Origin of the sequence: Mesorhizobium sp. LCM 4577 (assembly GCF_001854795.2) — a bacterium.
GTDB lineage: Bacteria > Pseudomonadota > Alphaproteobacteria > Rhizobiales > Rhizobiaceae > Mesorhizobium > Mesorhizobium plurifarium.
The window spans coordinates 70,682-86,648 of record NZ_MDDU01000014.1; the positions used below are offsets into that span (position 1 = coordinate 70,682).

A 15,967-nucleotide genomic window follows, 5' to 3' on the forward strand; every position below is an offset into this window, starting at 1 on the left:
AGGGAGGAGACCAAGTAATGAAGAATGCGTCTGCACAACGGGAAAGAGTCATCCTGGCGTCGGTTATGGCTGCGAACGCCAATCCCGGCTGGCTGACCAGCGACCGCGTCGAGGCGCTGACCGGCGGGCACGGGATGCTCAACATTCCAGTCGTTGCTGCATGCAACGTCATCGCCGCCGAACTTCGTCGTGGGGTAAGCCCAGAGGTCAAATTCGCCGACGCGGTTCGCCAGCCCATCGACGACCTCCTGGCAAAGAGCATTGCGGTTGCAAAGGCAGCGGGTGCTGACGGCGCGAATGCGGCGCTTATCGCGGCAACGCTCCTCTATCTGTGCGGAGCCAATGCACAGGTTGGCATCCCAGCAGGCAACCGAAAGCTCGGTTCTTCCGCGCGCATGATTGCGGGGGTCAGCCGTTCCGGCCTTGCGGCCGTGCCCACGGCCAAGATGAACAACAAGATCTCGGGATTCGCGGCCGTCGCTGCGGTTTACGATGCCATGATGAAGGGAGAACTCTCGCCGATTCAAGGCCGCGACATCCCGGAAGGCGTTGGTGGCGGGGTCATGGTCGGCCACGGAGCCCTCGGTGAAGATTTCATCTTCCCCGGCATGGCCGAAAAAGGCGCAGCTATCGGAACCAAGGCGATGATGGATGGCATGTCGGGTGCCGGCATGCCCAGCCAGAAATTCCTCTCCGCACTTTTCGGCGCGGCAGCGATCCTGGAAATTATCCATCCGGATGCCGACGTGGCGGAGGAGTACGGGCCCTATGGCAAGGTCACCAGCGCCTTTGTCGCCGGACGATCCGCGGTCCGCACCGCGGGCCTGCCGGAGAAGCTGCATGTGCGCATCACGGGAAAGCAAGTCGAGACGGCGCGGCTGATCGGCGACCTCGGACTGATCCTGAAGGATGTCGGCGGTCCGACCGTGATCGGCATCATGGCGCTCGATGAAATCATTTCAGTGTTCGAAGAGGGAATTTGCGGCGCGGGTGCAGGCCCCGTCAATCCGCCGCTCGGCCACGTCTGCGGCGATGCGGTCATCGCGCTGATGTGCCTTTTGCAGGACGGATCGACGGAACAGAGCGTGGCACGGGCTTTGCGCGATCGACGGCTCGGCTTCAGCTTCGACCCGGAGACCGCAATGATGGCGATGAATATCGTCGCCCGAAAGGCGACCCAGATTTGCAACGGGCCGGTGACCGAAGCCCTGATCATGTCCTCCACTCCCATGGTCACGAAGGCCCTGCATGCCCGTGCGGCGCGCAGCTATGACGATCTGATGGCCGGTAGGAGCGTGGCTGAAATCGTCCGCGCGATGGACGAAGAACGTCAGCTTCTGGTGGAGGCGCGGGGCTCGGAATTCCTGAGCAAGGTAAAGGGCACCAATATCAAGGTTCATTTCACCAGGATCGGCAAGGGAGCCCGCCGATCGAGCAAGATGGCAGCGCGTTGGCTTGCCTTCGATCCGGCGCTTGATGCCGAAGTGACCGTCGGTGACAAGACGATCCACATGGAAGGCATCATCAACGCTGTCATTCCGGAAGTCGCGCAGGGGATAGGCAAGGAACGCGCGCCGTTTCTGACGGCGCTTGCGCCCATTGCAAGCGAGCTGCTGCTCGCCGGCAATGTGATCATGAACGTCACCATCCCCGCCGTGGTCGCAGCCGCGATGGGCAAGATGAACGCTTCGGACGCCGCCAATGAGGCGCAGTCAGCAGGCCTGATTTCCGCAGGTATTCCCGGTACGAAGGCCAAGGCGGAGGCTGCGGCTCTGGTCGCAGTCGAATCCATGGCGCTCTGATGGCAGGCGGCGTCATTCTCCTCATGGCCCAGATCGATGATGCGCCCGGCGAGTTGCTCGGGCATGTCATCGACAAGATGACCGTGATGGGCGCCAAAAATGTCCAGCTCCTTTCCAGTCTCGGCAAGAAAGGCCGGCCAGCCTATGTGCTGTTGGTCGACATCAACGCCGAGGACGAGCCGGAATTTGCCTCCCTTCTCGTTGGTGATTTGGGCATTTGGGGCTACCGGGTTCTGGAGGCCCAACACAAGCACTTCGATATCCGACGCTATCGGACGCAGCTCGAACTGAAGTGGGCGGGAGGAGAGGTTAGTTTCCCGCTGCGCCTCAAACGCATCCTTAACGACGGAATGTTCATGCGGGCAAAGGCCGAACACGACGATCTTGTCGCCATATCCGCGCAGATGAGAGACCTTCTGCCGGTCTCGGTGGCAGTGCTGAAAGGGGCGATTGAGACCACCATTGGATCGACTGAGCCGGGCGAGACCTTGCGCGTCGATCTGTCCGGTCTGCAGCTTGCGGGCCGATAAAGGATGGAAGGCCCGATGCATATTCATCTTGATGTCTTGGGCGGCATTGCCGGCGATATGTTTGTAGCCGCGATGTTGGACGCCTGGCCCGATCTGGCTGAAGTCGTGCAAAACAATCTTCGTCTTGCCGGTTTGGAAGACGACGTAGAGGCTGTGGTGCATCCGCATGACGACGGCGTGCTGACCGGCAGCCGCTTCGATGTCACGAAGATGGGCTCCGAACAGGCAACCGCCCGACCTCATTGCGGTCACCATGCTCATGGGCACGCCCACGAGCATGATGACCATGACGAGCGGCATGGCCAACATCATCATGAGAACGTCCATGACGAGCACCATGGCCACCGTCATCACACTCATTGGCGCGATCTTCGTCCGATGCTTGAGGGAAGCCGCTTGGACGAGACTGTTAAGCGCGCAGCCATCGCGATCTTCCGTGAGCTCGCCCTGGCCGAAGCCGCGGTTCATGGCAGGGACGTCGATGACGTGACCTTTCACGAAGTCGGCAACTGGGATTCGATCGCTGACATCGTAGCCGCGGCGACACTGATCGACGCAGTGGGCGAAGCAAGCTGGTCGGTCGGATCGCTCCCGCTCGGGCGCGGCTGGGTGGAGACTGACCACGGCCGGCTGCCTGTTCCAGCTCCTGCCACGACCCTGTTGCTGCGCGGATTTGCCTTTCATGACGACGGTCGCGTGGGCGAACGCATCACGCCGACAGGAGCGGCTATCCTGCGCTATCTCTCTCCCTCGACCAGTATCGGCTCCTCCCCCCATGTGCTCGATCGCACCGGCATCGGCTTCGGCACGCGGCGCTTCCCCGGCATGAGCAACGTGCTTCGCGTTCTGGCCTTCACGGCTGAAGCCGCAGTGCAGGATCGCGTCGGTGTCATCCAGTTTGAAATCGACGACCAGACAGGCGAGGAATTGGCGGCCGGCCTTGATCACATTCGTGCAGCCGAAGGCGTCATCGATGTGACCCAGTCGCCGGTCTTCGGCAAGAAAGGACGGATGATGGCTTCCGTTCAGGTTCTCACACGGCCAGATGCGATCGAGGCAATCGGTGCGCTATGCTTCCGACAGACCACGACACTTGGCCTACGCAGCCGCACGGAGGCGCGCACCATCCTGCCGCGGCAGGCAGTCACGACCAGCGATGGGATGAGGGTGAAGCTAGCCGATCGCCCCGGCGGGCCGACTGCCAAGGCAGAGATGGATGACGTGGAAGCCTTTCGTCAGAGCCACAAAGCCCGGTCTGAGTTGCGCCGCAGCGCCGAGGCAGAGGCGCTGGAGAAAAGCCATGACGACCAGTGAAGCCTTCTTGCGCCGTCTCGACGCGGTGTTCGACAGCGCCCGTCCCGCGGCTGTGGCCATCTCCGGCGGGGTCGACAGCATGACTCTGGCTTTCGTGGCGCACCTTAGGTTGGGCGCAGACCTGACCATGTTCCACGCTGCCTCGGCCGCGGTCCCGGTCAGCGCGACCGAACGGGTCAGGGACTATGCGGCGCGCTATGGTTGGGACTTGCGGGTCATCGACGCAGGGGAATTTAGGGACGAACGCTATCTGGCCAACCCTTCAAATCGCTGCTTCTTTTGTAAATCGAATCTGTACGGCGTGCTGTCGTCGCTGTCGAAAGCGCAGCTCTTTTCCGGCACGAATACAGACGATCTGGGCGACTGGCGGCCCGGTCTCAAGGCAGCCGAAGCCAATAGCGTACGTCACCCCTTTGTCGAGGCCGGCATGTCCAAGGCCGACGTGAGGGCGATGTCGGCAGCGCATGGCTTGAACGACCTCGCCGAATTGCCTTCGGCACCCTGCCTTTCAAGCCGCATCGAAACGGCGCTCCGGATCGAACCTCAGGTGTTGCGCGCCGTCGATCAGGTCGAGATGCTGGTCAGGCGCGAGCTCTCGCCGGACACCGTTCGTTGCCGCGTCCGTCAGACAGGCGTCGTTGTCGAACTAGACGCAACTACCCTGTCGCGCCTGTCCGATCAGGGGCGCGTTCAATTGGCCCTCAGAATCGCTGAGGCTTTCGGCGGTTCGCGACCTGTCCATTTCGAGACCTACGTCCGGGGCAGCGCCTTCTTGCGGGAACGAAGCGCATGAACGAACAGATTAGATTGGACTTTCAGCGTCCTGAGCGGCTGGACTTCGATGAGGCCATCCTTTGCGCTCGCAAGTCCGATCCCCACCTTACCGTAATCATGGACCGGGTGTTGGCGCACGGCGCGCGGTGCCTGATGACCCGCCTCGAACCCGATGTCTTCGCCCGCATGGCGCCCACTTATCGCGAAAGGTTGGATTACGATCCCGTCTCGCGGACGGCTTACCTGAACTGGACCCCTCCTGCCGAACTGGAACCGCCTCGGATCGCGGTGGTGTCGGCTGGCAGCTCGGACATGCCGCAGGCGGCCGAAGTCACGCGAACGCTCGCCTATCTCGGCGCCGCGACGAAACAATTCATCGACGTCGGCGTGGCCGGCCTGTGGCGGTTGTTGGAGAGTGTCGACGAATTGCGGACCTTTCCGGTCATTGTGGCGGTCGCCGGAATGGATGGCGCCCTTCCAAGCGTTCTGGGCGGGCTCGTGCCCGGCGTGATCATCTGCCTGCCCACCTCGACCGGGTATGGGGTTTCGAACGGAGGAGAAACCGCCCTTCACGCAGCGCTCGCTTCCTGCGCACCCGGACTTGCGGTCGTAAACATCGACAACGGGTACGGCGCGGCATGTGCCGCATTCCGGGCTCTAAATATGATCCGCCGAGCCGCAGCCGCTCCGACTGTGTGACGAGGTTGCGCCGTTGCATGATCCGACTGTAAATTTGTCCAGAAGCTCAGGGAGGTCTCTCCTGCAGTCTTTTCGACGACCAACTTTTCGCGCCAAGGCAAAGATCGCCACCGTTTATGGTTTTCTGATCATCGCAACTATCGTGGCCTGAATCTGGGCTTGGAATGTTGTCAACGGCCAGCCGGTTCTACTAAGGACAGCCATTGTGGTCGATGGTGTTCTTTACCACGCGGCCAGCCCTCACGATGAGGGATAGGTGGTCGCCCTGGCCGCCGAGCAGCGACATGTTCTCCAGCGGATCACCGTCGACGGCGATAAGGTCGGCGAAGACGCCGACCTGGAGCGATCCGACCTTGCCGGTCATGCGCAGCAACTCGGCCACATAGCACGTCGTGGACCTGATCACCTCGATCGGCGGCAGCACCTCGGCGCGTATGGTGAATTCGTCGGACTGGTACTTGTGCAGTTCGCCCAGGAGATCGGTGCCCAACGCCATCGTCACCCCGGCCTTGTGGAGAATTTCGAGCGAGCCCCGGCTGCGCAGCCGGACGTCGTCGATCTTCGCGACGGACACGTCCGGCAGGCCCAGCGCCTTGGCATCCTTGTGCAGCGCTTCGTAGGCCACCAGTGTGGGGCAGGCGATAGCGCCGCGTACCTTCATGAGGCGCGCTGTCGCCGGCTCGATCAAGTTGGCGTGTTCAACCGAGCGCACACCGCACCGCACGGCACGCGAGATCGCCTCGTCGGTGTAGAGATGCGCGGAGACATAGGTCTGAGCGTTCGCCGCCTCTTCGACGATGGCCTCCAGCTCTGATATCGAGAACTGCTGGAAGTTGATGGGATCCGTCGGCGACGACACGCCGCCATTAGCCATCGCCTTAATGAACTGAGCCCCCTGGCGGATTTCGTCGCGGGCAGAGTGACGAACGGCGTCGATGCCGTCGCAGACCCGGCCCATCGCGCCGAACGGTAGGTCTGGGAATCGGCGCTGCGGTTGTCGACGAAGCCGCGATAGTCGCTGTGACCGCCGGTTTGGGAGAGCGCCTTGCCGCAGAAGACAAGACGCGGTCCCTCGATCAGGCCGGCTTCCTCAGCCTGGGCCAGCGGCCGCGTCGCCCCGCCGACGTCACGCACCGTCGTGAAGCCGCGCATCAGCATCTGCTTCATAATGCGCGCCGCGCCGAAGGCGACCGTCACGTCCGGAAGCATCGCCGTGCGGCCAGGGTCGACGGTGATCGCCGTCACATGGACGTGGCAGTCGATAAGCCCTGGCATCAGGGTGTGGCCCTTCAGGTCGATGGTGCGCGCCGCCTTTGAGGAGAACGGCTTCTCGGAGATTTCCGCGATCACGCCATCCGCGATGCGCAGCCACGATTCCGAGGTCCCGGCGAAGCCGTTCCCGTCAAGCATCCTAGCATTGGCCAGGATCAAATCATCCGCTGGCATGGTTCGTGTTTCTTTTGTGCTGGCTGGGTGTGAACGAGATAGGCGTGTGGCGGACGCGCTCGCGAGAACGCCGCCCAAATGCCTCTCAGGACAAGCAGATTGGCAATCCAATCACCAGCAGGAACAGTGCAGAAATCGATGTGCCGATGACGCTGCCAATGTCGTGGAAGACGTGAAGCTGGTTCCCGGTGGCTGCGATGACCACGTAATCCAGAACGACGATGCTGGAATGGCCCTGCAAAAAGAAAAAGCCGACCGAAAACGGATGTTTGCCTTCGTGTGTGAGCTTGCGCGCGATATTGTCTATTGCCGCAATATGGTCTGCGTCAAATGCACGTCGAAGGCCGAGCATATAGGCCGGGCCGAGCACCTACGAATGAGGTGCTCGCCCATATTGCACGGCGTAACGTTGAGCAGCAGCCTGGACGGGATTCGGTCTTGCCTCAAGTCTTTCATTGGGCGTTTCCGCCGCTTTTAAAATCGAGCCGAAGGATCGCCGACCTGTTAGAAGCGGTAAGTCACGCCTGCACCAATCAACCAGGGGTCTAGCTTGGCCTTGCCTTTCAGATCGGTGCCGGCCACTTTGACGGTAAAATCTGGTTCCAGGAAAAGCTTCTTGACATCGACGTTGACCCCCCAGTGCTGATCCAGCATGTAGTCGAAGCCGACCTGCAGCGCGGCACCAAACGTGTTCTTCACATGGAGAGCATCGGCGCTGCCGACACTTTGATTGTAAAAGACGGTGTAGTTCAGGCCGGCGCCGACATAGGGTCGGAAGGCCCCGAGGTCGGTGATATGATACTGCAGCGTGAGCGTGGGTGGCAGTATCCATACCTTGCCGACATTCCCCAGCGCGCCGATTGCTCCGGTGCCATCAACGTTGGCGTAGGTAGTGGCGAGTATGAGTTCGGCAGCAATGTTTTCGGTGAAAAAATAGGAGATGTCGAATTCTGGCGTCACGGTGTCTGAATAGGAGAGATTGGAACCGGCGACCCCGCCGACGTAACCTGAATCGTTGGTTTTCACTCCCAACGCGCGCACGCGGATCTGCCACGGGCTCGACGCCTCCACCGTTCCCTGGTCCTGTGCGATGTAACGTTGCGCAGGGTCTGCCGCCAAAGCCTGCTGACCCACCCCCATAAGGACGATGAGCGCCATCGCACCCTGCGCCGCAATCATCCGCACTTTTGTCATCATGTTCTCTCCTGGCATCTGATAACCGTAGACTCTGTCGTTTGCGCGCGCGGGATGATTTCTCATCACGCGCTGATACAGACGTCTGTGAAGAGCACTGCATTTGTCGTGCCAACGAAAAGAGACATTGGGAAACCGCAAGATTCGCTTCCGACACACTCGTGCCTCGGAGCTGATATTGTCGTGTTTCGAGCCGATATTGTCGTGTTTTGCACAAACGGACTAACGACCGAAAGCACGCGACAGCTACCCCCGACCCATTGGCAGAGGATGAACGAGACAATCCCTCACGAGGTGGTCGCGATGCTGGTCATGCGAGGTGGGGTCTTCCATCCCCAACTTCAATGTCTCACGAGAGTGTTTGGCCTGCCAATCAGGCTTGAGGCTTGAGGCGATCGCAATTTCTATTATTAGCGCGCTAGCACTGATCCGGCCGAGCATGGTCACGTCGATCGTGTGATCTTTCTCCCAGCCGGCCACGCCAGGTTGGAAGCTCTCTTCGAACGCGATCGAGAAGATAAGGCCGCATGTCAATTCAATGTGGTGGCTCTCTCACGAGATGGCCCGCACAGCGAACTGTCCAGCACCGGCTGGCGCTGGATTTCTCACATGGTGTTGGCCGCGCGATCATCCACCCGCACTCGGGCGATGGAAACTCGGAAACACATCCCATTCAGGGACGCCCTAGCCAGCGCTCTTCTTGCCTTCTTGATCTCATCGGCAAACCCGCCGCGGCCGAGCGGGCGGAGCGGGCCGGCAATAAGCCCGCTCAGGCCGCGTGACCGCCGTCGAGTAACCGCCCAGATGCTGGGCCCAAAGCGGTCCTTGAATTTTGGGCGCTGCCCGCCAGCATCGCCAAGTGTTTGCGGTTCGTGGCGATATCAATAGGCGGCTGCGGCGATCGCTCCAGATGCACTAGCTCCGCGCTCGGCAGCCGTCGCGGCGACTCCCAGCCGGGTCGCTGCTGACGCGGCCCGTACGGGTCAGCCGTTTCGAAAGGTGTAACCGTAGCCGTTGATCGCCGGCGCACCGCCGAGATGCGTGAAAAGAACCCTCGATCCCTTGGCAAAAAAGCCTTTCTGGATCAGGTCGATCATTCCTTGCATCGATTTGCCTTCGTAAACGGGATCGATGATCATACCTTCGAGCCGCGCGCACAGACGGATGGCATCCTTAGTTTCCGGGGACGGTATGCCATAACATGGGTAAGCGTACTCCTCGAGCAACACTACATCATCCTCGACCAGTTCCATTCCGAGATCGACGAGCTCCGCTGTATGTTGGGCAATATCCAGCACTTGCGCCTTGGTTTGCGAGGGAGTGGCAGAGGCATCGATACCGATGACTTTGCGATGTCGACCGTCATTGGCAAATCCGACGATCATGCCTGCATGGGTCGAACCCGTGACCGTGCAAACAACGATGAAATCGAATGCAAACCCAAGCTGTTTCTCCTGGGCGCGCAACTCCTCTGCGAACCCCACGTAGCCGAGACCACCATACGGGTGAACGGACGCGCCGGCTGGTATCGCATAGGGTATGCCGCCCCTTGCCTTGACCTCGTAGAGCGCCTTTTCCCAACTGCGGCGGATGCCGATGTCAAAGCTCTCGTCGACCAGATGCACTTCTGCACCCATGATGCGGCTTAAGAGAATGTTGCCGACCCGATCGTAGACGGCATCCTCATGTGGAACCCAGCTCTCCTGAACTAGGAGGCATTTCATGCCAATCCTGGCGGCGACCGCGGCGACCATTCGCGTGTGGTTGGACTGGACGCCGCCGATGGAGACAAGCGTATCGGCATCTGAGGCGATGGCGTCGGGGATGATGTATTCGAGCTTGCGCAGCTTGTTTCCGCCAAACGCGAGTCCGGAGTTGCAGTCCTCGCGTTTGGCGTAGATTTCCACCTTTCCACCCAGATGCTTGCTGAGCCGATCGAGCTTCTCGATGTGCGTCGGTCCAAAGGTAAGCGGATAGCGTTCGAACTTTTCCAGCATGTTCTCTCCGGCGAAGCGTGAATGAGCCGAGACTTGCTATACACATCAGCTTAAGGGGTGCGCTGTCCGACCTCTTAGAAGAGCTTCGTCACATTCCAGCGCCTCATTCGCCGTCCCGACAAGCAAAGGCCACGCCGGCGTCCCTACCAATGGCCTGTCGCACCAAAACTGCGTCGCCGGGATTCGAGCGACGGAATGCCGTCGCCGTCGACCGCACAAAGCATGGCATTCCTTAAACGATCCACACGATGTTCACGGTTGATCCGAAGTGGCATAAATCTGACTTTGATGTCGTCGTCGCGCGTCAGTGGAGCAGCGATATGCCGCCCATCGGAAAGACGGGAGCCGCATCGGAAGATTTATTCCTGACCACCTCATCATTGTCTGGCGGCTGATATTCTGACTGCGTCGCAACTCCGAAATGTTCAACCCTTTGGCCAGTTTTGCTAGGGCCGCCAGATCGCCAGATCAGAAAGAGCACGCTTGCGAAATAGACTATTTGGAGGAGCAGCGAACAAGCCAGCGTTGTGACGACTGCCGTGCGGATGGAATGAGACGCAAAGTAGACAGCCAAAGCGTTGCTGCACAGGATTACCCAAAAAGCGCGATAAAAGATTCTGAAGGACAACGCCGTTCTCCTGGTTTTCTCGCCAAATCATGCAGCGACCTTGTCGGCGGCAACATGTGTCTGGCAGTTCTTCGGGCAGACTCGGCCGCAGGCTCCGCAGCCGACGCAGCGGCCTGCATGGTCGACGACCATGATCATGCGATTGAGCTCGCCATCGAAGTCGTCGTCTTCGTCGTTGCAGGGGCCGAGGATTTTGCCTGCGTCATCGACGCCGTAAAGGTGCATGACTTCGCGCGAGCAAACCTTAAAGCAGCGTCCGCAGCCTATGCAGATCGTACCATCGATAGCGGTGAGATATTGCGGCATCCATTTGGAGCCGTCGCGGGTGACGAAGGCGCTCGTCATCGCGCAGTCTCCGATGCAGCGAGATCTCTCTTGGCAGCGTCCAACTCGGCAAAAACGGCGAATGTTCTCTCGGCAACCACCTTGATCTCGGTCCAGTTGACCGGGAGGTCTTCGGCAAGGTCGTGCAATTCCATCTTCGCGGTTCCCGCACGCGACTGCAACTTGCGGACCTTCTTCTGCAGCTCTTCAAGGTTTGACATTTAATCCTTCCTCGAAAACGGCTTCCATCATACCAGCGAGACGTCGGGACTGACTTCGGTGTCTGCGGTCGCATCGTCGACCAGTCTCGTACCGGCCTCCGCAAGTTGTCGGAACGTCTCGAAGCCGAACCGGTGGATGTCCGGACAGAACGACCCAACGCCCGGCACCGAAAAGCCCGCGCCCAGAGGCCTCACGGGTTTGGCCTCCACAATTTGTGATGTCACCGGGCCGAAACGCTCCGCGATCGCAAGCCCGACGGCGCTGTAAAACATGTCGAGCCTCCAAAGCGCGTGGGGATCGGGATAGCCCATGCCAGGGATCGCGCGACGCTTATTCCTGGTGACGATGAAGCCGGCCAGCAGCGCTGCGTCCGATTTGCCTTCCCATAAGCAGTAGGACTCCTCAGCACGGATCAGCCGCACGAGGCATTTGACGAACGGGGTGGCAAGGGCCGCCTCGTCCTCGTTGATAGCAGCGCAGGTCGCGGCTTCGGGCAATTTCATATTGTCCCCAGTTCAGGCCTCTTCCTCGAATTTCTTTTTCCGGCAACGCCTAGCTCGGGCACACGTGCGCGGCCGATGCCCGGCTCCGAGCGGGCAATTCCAAGCAATTGATGTCCCGGTGAGCGGCCTTGGACGCTTCTTCGACTGCGACGCCTTCCACCACGGCGAGAATTCGCGTCCAACATCACTTGCGCGCTTGCGCGGCCGCGGGTCATCGCAAAATTCGAGCTTTGAACCTGCCGCAAACGATCCACCCGGTGCTGCATGGGGCCTACTTGCTGCGGTCACGCCAGGTAAATGGACGAATTGGCCAGTAAACATTCAGATTGACGCCCCTTTTTATGTATTTTCGCCGGCCGATTGCGCTTTCGTGGCGTCCGGAAAATTTTTTGCGGAGCCGCGTAGAGAGCGCTGTGACGGCCCTCCCACCCTTGTAGCTGGCTAGGGCCTGCAGCAAATTCGGTAGAAGGTGCTGTTTCAGGGCGTCCGGAGTAAGCTCCGGACTGTCAAGCGACTTCACTGCCAACCTAAGCAACGCGATCGCGCGATCCGTATTGCCGCTGTCGTAATAGTACCTAGCGACCGCCGGATAGGACCGGAACTTGGGGCCGTCGCCTTGCGGGGGGTTGAGTGCCAGGATGTGTTCGGACAGCTTCTTGCCCATCGCGAAGCGCTCAGCAGATGGAAAGTGCGAATGGTGGCACGCCGGACCGAAGAGCTGGCCTAGCGCTGCAAGCATCCAGTTCTCGGAGTTTCTATCGATTGCGTCGCGAACCAATTGGCGCATGACGGGCATGCCTTTTTGCATGTCGCGCATTCTGTGAAGTAACAGATGAACATGAGCCAGGCGGAAACTGATATCGTCCGGCACCAAGGCGATGCCCTCTTCGATCGCCGAGAGCGCCGTCTTCCAATCCTCTATCTTTATCGCCGCCCAGAATCTGTCATTGATCGGCTTCTTCAACGCCTGTTCGCGCGCTACTGCGCCATTTCTGGCGATCCGCGCCGTGTCGGCGGCCTTCGCTTCATTGCTGGTTCGCCAACTGCCGTTCAGCACCTTCGGCAAAACCTCGTCGAGTTGCCTTGGATGACCGATAAAGGCGATATGGCCGTCCCGGTCGACCACGAACGAGGTCGGAATTCCGACCGAAAAGCTGGGCTCCCTCCAAAGCTTGTTCATTTCACCTATAGGGTCGAACGCGATCCGATAGTTCAGATCCGGGCACTTTTCGGCCAACCACGCGCCCAACTTGGCTCGGGCTTCAACGGGCGCGGAAGCGTCTTCATCGGCCGCGACTCCGACGACCTCAAGTCCGGCTCCCTTGTATTTCTCCTGCAGTTGCACCAGTTGGAGCGCCGCCGCCGCCGCACATGGTCCGCACCAAGTCGCCCAAAACTCGACCACGTACACTTTGCCGGGCTGGAAACGCGCAAGCGGCTCGCCACGCAGYCAGGTCTCGACCTTGATCGGGGGAGCCTGTGACTCCATTTGCAACGCCATGTTACTCTCCAAGGCTATTGCCAAACGTTGCGCGACTTTACGCGCGAGCTTGTTTCCCTCTAAGCGAGGGGCACACGCGTTGAAGGAAAGCGGGCATCACTCGTCTCGCGCGTCTGCGCGCATTGAGCCTTTACCCAGTCTTGCCGCATCCAGTGTTGCCGCATCTCCCCTAGCAAGGGGTGTGCCAGTGCGCTCAGCGTGCAGTAACGGGTGATTTCGCTTGAAAACCGACGCGATGAAGATGGCCGGTTGTATTGAACCCGACATGTTTGCCGCCGTTGTCAGGCTTCGGCCACGCGTCACGCGCCGCGTTTGCGCGCCGCCAGCAGAGCTTGGCCATTCTCTCAGGCGGTAGCAGAACTCGGCATTCGCCACTGCAATGGGCCGCTCCATGCGCGTGCCTGCTGTGTCCACTCGCCGCCTTGCGATTGAATTTCCCGGCTGGTGACATGGCCGTCCTGCACGACGACGATGGTCCAACTGCGGCCCGCCACTACCGCCATCGCCAATGCCGCCATTGTTAGATTGACCATGATGATCGTCACTGGCCCAGGAGTGTTGGTGCCGGCCGGTGAACTCTGTGGCGTTCCTGCCTCGTGTTACCTTGTGTGTTTCCGGCGCCCGGGGCGCTACAGCGCCCGCCCAGGCGCGAATGCGAGCATTGCGGATTTGATCAGCCCAGGACCATTCGGCCGCCACGCAGGTCGGCCCGGGACCGACTGAATACACCGAAGAGGCGGCGGTCCTCGCCGCTCTGCCATCTCAGCCAATGACATTATGATTGACGCCATCGCTTGCCGCCCAATCCGGCAAGGTCCCGACAGTCCACACTCGAAGTCGAGGGTCTTGGCCGTGCGGTACTATTATTGCGTTGTCCAGCCCCAACCCAATAGTGAGGGCGATGCGATCCAAGATTTCGCCCATGCGGTGCCGATGCGGGTCCGAACCGCGTGCCGCGTCGAAAGGATTCTCGTTTTCGACCTGACGCCGACCTGCAAACCCTTGAGTTTTGACTGCATTGAGAAGCCCAGTACGTCGGCGCGTCCGTTAAGTTCCGCTCACGGATCTTCTCAAGCGAGCAGAAGCCATCCTAAGGGCACACTGGAGACGTGCGGGATGCCTCGGGCCGAGGCGCTTGTAAATTGTCTCGAGGCGCTCCGCGAAAACCTGCGCGTTTACCGCGACCTTGGCCGACTTGGAGCATCAGGATAGGCGACCAGCTAAGCAGAGTTTCGAACAGCATAGGTGCCCCCTTCGGAACCGTCACCGCGCCAAAAACAGCGGCAATGGCGGCTTTGCTTCTATCCATCTCCTCACGCCACCGAAGAGCCGCTCCCGCAGCCGCCGGCTTCCATAAGCGCCCATGACAATCATGTTGGCAGACGTTTCGATTGCGTGCTGCGCGAGCACCGTTGCCGCCGGCTTGCCGGCGCTCGGCAGCCGGTCGACCGAGACACGAGCACCATGCCGGGTGAGATAGGCGGCGATGTCGGCTCCCGACTCGGTGCCGTTTCCGGTGCAGGTCACCTCCGAATCGACCAATGTGAGCCGAACTTCGTCGGCTCCGGATAGCAAATCCAGCGCTTCCCGAACCGCACGGGAAGCCTCCACGCGAGAATCCCAGCCGACCAGCACGCGCCGCGGCGATAGCGTCGCCTCGGCACCCTTCGGTACGACGAGCACCGGCTTTCCGGTATCGAACAAGCTGCCGTTGATAACAAGAGGTCCGAGATCGATGTCGTTGAGAAGTGCGGGGCCGACGATGGTCAGGTCACTGCAGAGCGCCCGCCGTCGCACCGCGTCGCCGACGCTGGCCTGGTCGCAGAATTCGGTATCGACGTCATAGCAATTCCATAGGGCTCCCAGCAGGTCTTGAATATCCCTGGACGTCTTTTCCAGAATGGCCATGTCCTGTGAAAATTTCTCGATCTGCCTATACCGCTTTTCCAGTCTGGCAATGGCTGCTGCATGTCGTTTTGGCCACTCGGGCGTGGAACCGCATAGCGGCGGAGACCCCATAATAAGTACCGAAAGGTTCGCACCGCCCTCAGCACATAAGCCGGCAGCTATTGTGACGTCCTTATCGGAGTGGTGAGCTCCCGTCACACTAAGTACGCTTTTGAAGGCCATGGACTGCTTCTTTTCGAGTATGTTGTACCCTGCAGGCGTTTCGAAGCCGCAAGACTTGACCTCGCGAAGGAGATGGGAAATGGCAAACCGGCTTGCCATTCAGCCATCCGGCTTCTCCAGCGAGTAACCTGCCGATCTGACGGTACGAATGACGCTGTCGGGCGAGGCCGCCTTCAGCGCCTTTCTGATCCGGCTGATATGGACGTCGACGGTGCGTGCACCGATATGGATATTGTTGGGCCAGGCCGCGTCGATCAGCTCGTCTCGGCTAAAGACCTTGCCGGGAGCCTCAAGCAAATGGCGCAGAAGGTTGAACTCGAGCGGTCCGAGATGGATGTCATGGCCATTACCGCGAACTCGGTAGGCGTCGAGCTTCATCTCAAGGCCGCCGCAGCAGAGCCAACTGCCGTTTTCGGCCCCGTTTGAACCCGGCTTCGGCAGCGCCAGCTTCGTGCGCAGACAGTCAAGCAGCGTGGCCGGCGCGATCGGCCGCACAAAGCTCTCGTCGATGCCTGCCTTCAAGAGATCGAGGTGCTGGTTCTCGGCACCGGGGGCAATCAGGGCAATAACGGGTAGGCCACCCGTGCGGGGTTCGCTCTTGAATGTTGCGCAGATTTTGGAGCCCGTTGCGCTTGCTGGCCCGCAATCCAGCACCACGGCCTGGAGCTCTCGTTCATCGGCCGCTGCAATTGCTTCCTTCACGCCGCCGGCCGGCTCACTCGTGAAACCGTCCACCCCCAGAATGTGGCTCAGGAACAGATACAACTCCGCATCTTGCGAACAGATCAGTACCAATGGCTTCATCGGCGCTACCCCAAGAAGCAAATCGGCCTCGACCGCCTCGGTTGGGTGGGCGGGCCATGGCATATCTTCAACGCCTGGCATGATCCCCTTGCTCGACAA

The 15,967-nt window shown here is 60.3% G+C and carries 16 protein-coding genes and 3 pseudogenes; 6 read left to right on the forward strand and 13 right to left on the reverse strand.

Annotated features, from left to right (window positions below):
• The first annotated feature begins 17 nt into the window (after positions 1-17).
• Genes LCM4577_RS17900 through larB form a run of 5 tightly spaced genes read left to right on the forward strand, consistent with a single transcriptional unit; the run spans position 18 to position 5,119 of the window.
• On the forward strand, positions 18-1,802 hold the full coding sequence (locus LCM4577_RS17900) for a hypothetical protein (RefSeq protein WP_071072621.1): 1,785 nt from the start codon (positions 18-20) through the stop codon (positions 1,800-1,802).
• Complete coding sequence (gene larC / locus LCM4577_RS17905; protein WP_071072623.1) at positions 1,802-2,332, forward strand: nickel insertion protein; 531 nt, start codon at positions 1,802-1,804, stop codon at positions 2,330-2,332. Before LCM4577_RS17900 ends, larC begins: the two co-directional genes overlap by 1 nt.
• 15 nt (positions 2,333-2,347) lie before the next feature.
• Complete coding sequence (locus tag LCM4577_RS17910) at positions 2,348-3,646, forward strand: LarC family nickel insertion protein (RefSeq protein WP_071072625.1); 1,299 nt, start codon at positions 2,348-2,350, stop codon at positions 3,644-3,646.
• The gene (locus LCM4577_RS17915) at positions 3,633-4,439 is read left to right on the forward strand and encodes a hypothetical protein (RefSeq protein WP_071072627.1); all 807 of its coding nucleotides are present in this window, start codon (positions 3,633-3,635) and stop codon (positions 4,437-4,439) included. Before LCM4577_RS17910 ends, LCM4577_RS17915 begins: the two co-directional genes overlap by 14 nt.
• On the forward strand, positions 4,436-5,119 hold the full coding sequence (gene larB, locus LCM4577_RS17920) for a nickel pincer cofactor biosynthesis protein LarB (protein ID WP_042645935.1): 684 nt from the start codon (positions 4,436-4,438) through the stop codon (positions 5,117-5,119). Before LCM4577_RS17915 ends, larB begins: the two co-directional genes overlap by 4 nt.
• Before the next feature lie 190 nt (positions 5,120-5,309).
• On the opposite strand, the gene LCM4577_RS17925 is transcribed toward larB, so the two are convergent.
• From LCM4577_RS17925 to LCM4577_RS17945, 5 genes and pseudogenes are all read right to left on the reverse strand, one after another.
• Positions 5,310-6,077, reverse strand: coding sequence for an amidohydrolase family protein (locus LCM4577_RS17925; protein ID WP_244508361.1), 768 nt, complete (start codon positions 6,075-6,077; stop codon positions 5,310-5,312).
• A 98-nt stretch (positions 6,078-6,175) separates the two neighbouring features.
• Positions 6,176-6,565, reverse strand: a pseudogene (locus tag LCM4577_RS17930) (amidohydrolase family protein); the annotation flags it as partial.
• Between the two features lie 53 nt (positions 6,566-6,618).
• Positions 6,619-6,923: pseudogene (locus tag LCM4577_RS17935) on the reverse strand (HoxN/HupN/NixA family nickel/cobalt transporter); the annotation flags it as partial.
• Between the two features lie 146 nt (positions 6,924-7,069).
• On the reverse strand, positions 7,070-7,762 hold the full coding sequence (locus LCM4577_RS17940; RefSeq protein WP_371410056.1) for an OmpW family protein: 693 nt from the start codon (positions 7,760-7,762) through the stop codon (positions 7,070-7,072).
• 980 nt (positions 7,763-8,742) lie between these two features.
• Positions 8,743-9,756: a 1-aminocyclopropane-1-carboxylate deaminase gene (locus LCM4577_RS17945; protein WP_071072633.1), complete on the reverse strand. Its 1,014-nt coding sequence runs from the start codon at positions 9,754-9,756 to the stop codon at positions 8,743-8,745.
• Positions 9,757-10,004: 248 nt separating this feature from the next.
• On the opposite strand from LCM4577_RS17945, the gene LCM4577_RS17950 reads away from it, so the two are divergent.
• Entirely contained in the window at positions 10,005-10,151 is a 147-nt protein-coding gene (locus tag LCM4577_RS17950; protein ID WP_244508367.1) for a hypothetical protein, read from the forward strand.
• An 83-nt stretch (positions 10,152-10,234) separates the two neighbouring features.
• Here LCM4577_RS17950 and LCM4577_RS17955 read toward each other — a convergent pair.
• The 8 genes and pseudogenes from LCM4577_RS17955 to LCM4577_RS17990 all read right to left on the reverse strand — a co-directional run.
• Positions 10,235-10,384, reverse strand: a pseudogene (locus LCM4577_RS17955) (exopolysaccharide production repressor protein); the annotation flags it as partial.
• Positions 10,385-10,411: 27 nt separating this feature from the next.
• The gene (gene fdxB, locus LCM4577_RS17960; RefSeq protein WP_071072637.1) at positions 10,412-10,729 is read right to left on the reverse strand and encodes a ferredoxin III, nif-specific; all 318 of its coding nucleotides are present in this window, start codon (positions 10,727-10,729) and stop codon (positions 10,412-10,414) included.
• Complete coding sequence (locus LCM4577_RS17965; RefSeq protein WP_042645941.1) at positions 10,726-10,929, reverse strand: CCE_0567 family metalloprotein; 204 nt, start codon at positions 10,927-10,929, stop codon at positions 10,726-10,728. Before LCM4577_RS17965 ends, fdxB begins: the two co-directional genes overlap by 4 nt.
• Before the next feature lie 27 nt (positions 10,930-10,956).
• Positions 10,957-11,433, reverse strand: coding sequence for a DUF269 domain-containing protein (locus LCM4577_RS17970; protein WP_071072639.1), 477 nt, complete (start codon positions 11,431-11,433; stop codon positions 10,957-10,959).
• A gap of 271 nt (positions 11,434-11,704) precedes the next feature.
• Positions 11,705-12,934 (reverse strand): TlpA disulfide reductase family protein, encoded by a 1,230-nt coding sequence (locus tag LCM4577_RS17975; protein WP_083354763.1) that lies wholly within the window; start codon positions 12,932-12,934, stop codon positions 11,705-11,707.
• 344 nt (positions 12,935-13,278) lie between these two features.
• Positions 13,279-13,467, reverse strand: coding sequence for a hypothetical protein (locus tag LCM4577_RS17980; protein WP_131803469.1), 189 nt, complete (start codon positions 13,465-13,467; stop codon positions 13,279-13,281).
• Between the two features lie 730 nt (positions 13,468-14,197).
• The gene (locus LCM4577_RS17985; RefSeq protein ID WP_244508362.1) at positions 14,198-15,163 is read right to left on the reverse strand and encodes a universal stress protein; all 966 of its coding nucleotides are present in this window, start codon (positions 15,161-15,163) and stop codon (positions 14,198-14,200) included.
• Positions 15,164-15,949, reverse strand: coding sequence for a response regulator transcription factor (locus LCM4577_RS17990; RefSeq protein WP_041010485.1), 786 nt, complete (start codon positions 15,947-15,949; stop codon positions 15,164-15,166).
• Positions 15,950-15,967: the final 18 nt, after the last annotated feature.

Bases quoted from the DNA above. Each gene is read 5' to 3' on its own strand.
- LCM4577_RS17925 (WP_244508361.1), bottom strand. From the start codon at position 6,077: ATGGGCCGGGTCTGCGACGGCATCGACGCCGTTCGTCACTCTGCCCGC.
- LCM4577_RS17940 (WP_371410056.1), bottom strand. From the start codon at position 7,762: ATGATGACAAAAGTGCGGATGATTGCGGCGCAGGGTGCGATGGCGCTC.
- LCM4577_RS17900 (WP_071072621.1), top strand. From the start codon at position 18: ATGAAGAATGCGTCTGCACAACGGGAAAGAGTCATCCTGGCGTCGGTT.
- LCM4577_RS17970 (WP_071072639.1), bottom strand. From the start codon at position 11,433: ATGAAATTGCCCGAAGCCGCGACCTGCGCTGCTATCAACGAGGACGAG.
- LCM4577_RS17915 (WP_071072627.1), top strand. From the start codon at position 3,633: ATGACGACCAGTGAAGCCTTCTTGCGCCGTCTCGACGCGGTGTTCGAC.
- LCM4577_RS17950 (WP_244508367.1), top strand. From the start codon at position 10,005: ATGTTCACGGTTGATCCGAAGTGGCATAAATCTGACTTTGATGTCGTC.
- LCM4577_RS17990 (WP_041010485.1), bottom strand. From the start codon at position 15,949: ATGCCAGGCGTTGAAGATATGCCATGGCCCGCCCACCCAACCGAGGCG.
- LCM4577_RS17980 (WP_131803469.1), bottom strand. From the start codon at position 13,467: ATGGTCAATCTAACAATGGCGGCATTGGCGATGGCGGTAGTGGCGGGC.
- fdxB (WP_071072637.1), bottom strand. From the start codon at position 10,729: ATGACGAGCGCCTTCGTCACCCGCGACGGCTCCAAATGGATGCCGCAA.
- LCM4577_RS17965 (WP_042645941.1), bottom strand. From the start codon at position 10,929: ATGTCAAACCTTGAAGAGCTGCAGAAGAAGGTCCGCAAGTTGCAGTCG.
- larC (WP_071072623.1), top strand. From the start codon at position 1,802: ATGGCAGGCGGCGTCATTCTCCTCATGGCCCAGATCGATGATGCGCCC.
- LCM4577_RS17985 (WP_244508362.1), bottom strand. From the start codon at position 15,163: ATGGCAAGCCGGTTTGCCATTTCCCATCTCCTTCGCGAGGTCAAGTCT.
- LCM4577_RS17910 (WP_071072625.1), top strand. From the start codon at position 2,348: ATGCATATTCATCTTGATGTCTTGGGCGGCATTGCCGGCGATATGTTT.
- LCM4577_RS17945 (WP_071072633.1), bottom strand. From the start codon at position 9,756: ATGCTGGAAAAGTTCGAACGCTATCCGCTTACCTTTGGACCGACGCAC.
- larB (WP_042645935.1), top strand. From the start codon at position 4,436: ATGAACGAACAGATTAGATTGGACTTTCAGCGTCCTGAGCGGCTGGAC.